The organism is Nevskiales bacterium (assembly GCA_035574475.1).
In the GTDB taxonomy this organism is placed as follows: domain Bacteria; phylum Pseudomonadota; class Gammaproteobacteria; order Nevskiales; family DATLYR01; genus DATLYR01.
In genome coordinates this window covers 1-2,542 of sequence record DATLYR010000187.1, presented here as the reverse complement: position 1 = coordinate 2,542, position 2,542 = coordinate 1, and the positions used below count along the sequence as shown (strand labels likewise).

General features: G+C 70.5%; 2 protein-coding genes. One reads left to right on the top strand and one right to left on the bottom strand.

The features are described 5' to 3' along the window. Positions 1–155: 155 nt before the first annotated feature. Entirely contained in the window at positions 156–1,163 is a 1,008-nt protein-coding gene (locus VNJ47_11195; protein HXG29395.1) for a tripartite tricarboxylate transporter substrate binding protein, read from the bottom strand. A 102-nt stretch (positions 1,164–1,265) separates the two neighbouring features. Here VNJ47_11195 and VNJ47_11190 point away from each other — a divergent pair, with 102 nt between their 5' ends. After that, on the top strand, positions 1,266–2,300 hold the full coding sequence (locus tag VNJ47_11190) for a LysR family transcriptional regulator (protein ID HXG29394.1): 1,035 nt from the start codon (positions 1,266–1,268) through the stop codon (positions 2,298–2,300). Positions 2,301–2,542: the final 242 nt, after the last annotated feature.

The following is a 2,542-nucleotide window of genomic DNA, read 5'->3' as shown; positions in this document are numbered from 1 at the left end:
GCTCGCCTGCGGCCAGCACCACAGGGTCCGCGATCAGCAGCAGATCTGCGGCAGCGCGCACGGCAGGGTCGGAAAGCAGCTTGACGCCCATTTCCGGGCCGACGCCCCCGACGTCGCCGAGCAGGAATGCGATGCGCGGTTTGCCGTGTTTCATCTCATTGGCCTTCGGCCTTGATGCCCGCCTCTTTCACCAGCCGGCCGTAACGCTCGAACTCGCTGCGGTTCATCTCAGCGAACTGCTCGGGCGTCATCGGCTGGATCTCGCCGCCCAGGCCCTTGATGCGCTGGACCACGTCGGGAAGCTTCAGCGCTGCGGTCAGCTCTGCGGCCAGACGCTCGACGATGTGCCGCGGCGTGCCGGCGGTCACGTACATCGCGTACCAGGTCTGAATGTCGGCGCCGCGGACGCCCAGCTCGGCGAGCGTCGGCACGTCGGGCAACTCGGGGCTGCGCCGCGTCGTCGTGACGGCCAGCGGGCGGAACTTGCCGCCCTTGATCTGGCCCATCGCCGAGCTCGTCGTGTCGAACATCATTTCGACCCGCCCGCCGATGATGTCGATGTGCGCCTGCGCGCTGCCCTTGTACGGCACATGGACGGCCTTGGTCTTGGTCGCGAGGTTGAAGGCCTCGCCCACGATGTGCTGCGTGCTGCCGATGCCCGAACTGGCGTACTTCAGCGCGCCCGGGCGGGCCCGCATGGCATCGATTAGTTCCTGCGCGGTCTTGTAAGGCGAGTCGGCGCTGACCACCAGCACGTTGGGCACCACCGCGACCAGCCCGATCGGTTGCAGATCCTTGAGCGGGTCGAACTTCAACTGCAGCAGATGTGGGGCCACTGCCTGGCCGGTGTTGGTAGCCAGCAGCAGCGTGTTGCCGTCGGGGGCGGCGCGCGCGGTCAGCTCGGCCGCGATGGTGTTGCTTGCACCGGGACGGTTTTCCACGGTGATCGGTTGCTTGAGCGCCGCCGCCATCTTCTCTGCCAGCAGCCGCGCCAGGATGTCGGTGCCGCCGCCCGGCGGGGCGCCGACCATGATGCGCAGCGGCTTGTCGGGCCAACTTTGCGCGCGCGCCCCTTCGGGAGCGGCCAGGCCGACGGCGGTCAGGCTGCAGCAGACGGCAGCGATCCAAGCGCGCAACAGCGCGGGGCGGGGCGGGGCGTCCATAACGCTTTTCTCCTCCTCGTTCGGTGGTTTGCCAAACGAGGTTACGTCGGCTCGCGATGCATTTCCAATCAAGTTCTCGCAACCGGTGATTACACTTTCGATATGGATGGCCGCCGCAGCAGACCGGCGCCCTCGCGTTCCGGCACTGCGGCGGGGCGCACGGGCGACGCGGGCCGCGCACCGCTCGATGACGTGCCGGCGCTGATGCGGCTGCGGACGCGGCAGCTGCTGCTGGCTGCGTTGCTCGGCCACGAACGCCACCTGGGGCGCGCCGCGGCGGCGCTCGGCGTCAGCCAACCGGCCGCAACCCGGCTGCTGCAGGAACTGGAGGAGACGCTGGGCGCGCGGCTGTTCGAGCGCTCCGTGCGCGGCATGACGCCGACCCCCGCCGGCGAGGTCCTGGTGCGCTACGCGCGCCAGGTGTTGAACGACTTCGGCAGCGCACGGCGCGAGCTGGCGGCGCTGGCCGCCGGGCTGCACGGCACGCTGCGCATCGGCTCGGTCCCCAGCGCGCTGCCGCCATTGCTGGCGCCGGCGCTGGCGCGTTTCAAGGCGCAACACGCGCGCGTGTCGGTGGCGATCGTCGTCGCGACGAGCGACGTGATGCTCGAGCAGTTGGCGCGCGGCGAGGTGGAACTGATGCTCGGCCGCCTCGTGGAGGGCCATTACGACGACGAGCACGAGGCAGTGCCCGTGCTCGACGAGCCGCAGGTGGTGGTGGCCCGTGCGGACCACCCGCTGCACGCTAGCGCGTACACCGGCCCGGCCGCGGCGCCGACGCTGCGCGAACTGGCCCGCTGGCCCTGGGTGCTGCAGCCGCCCGGCTCGCCGCAGGCGGGCCGCTTCATGGCCATGATGCGTGAAGCCGGCGTGCACCGACGTATCGACATCACCGAGACGGCGTCCACCGTGGCCACCACGGCGCTGCTGCAGGCGAGCGACATGCTGGCCGTCATGCCGGCCTCACTGGCCACGCACTACGCGAGCCTGGGCGTGCTGCGCGCCCTGCCGGTGTCGCTGCCGATGCGAGTGCCCGACATCCAGCTCGTTTGGCGGCGCGCCCGCGAATTCTCGGCACCGGCCGCGGCCTTTCGCGATGCGGTGCTGGCGCAGGCGGCGCGGACGCGCGTCTGCTGAGGCCCCTGCGCGGCAAGTCGCATTCGGCCGCGCGCCGCAGCCTTCGGGTTATCGCGGGAGGCGAGCCCCGGGCTGAGGCTTGTTTGCCGAAGTATCCGGTCCGAGGCGCGAAACCGCGTGATCGCCGCCGCGCGCAGCAGCGGAGAATTGCGCGTTGCAGCGCCGCGCTCCTTGGCCGCGCGGCACCGGTCCGATGAGTTTGTTGCGTCTCGCTTCCGCAGGTTTGACGCCGATTCTGGCGT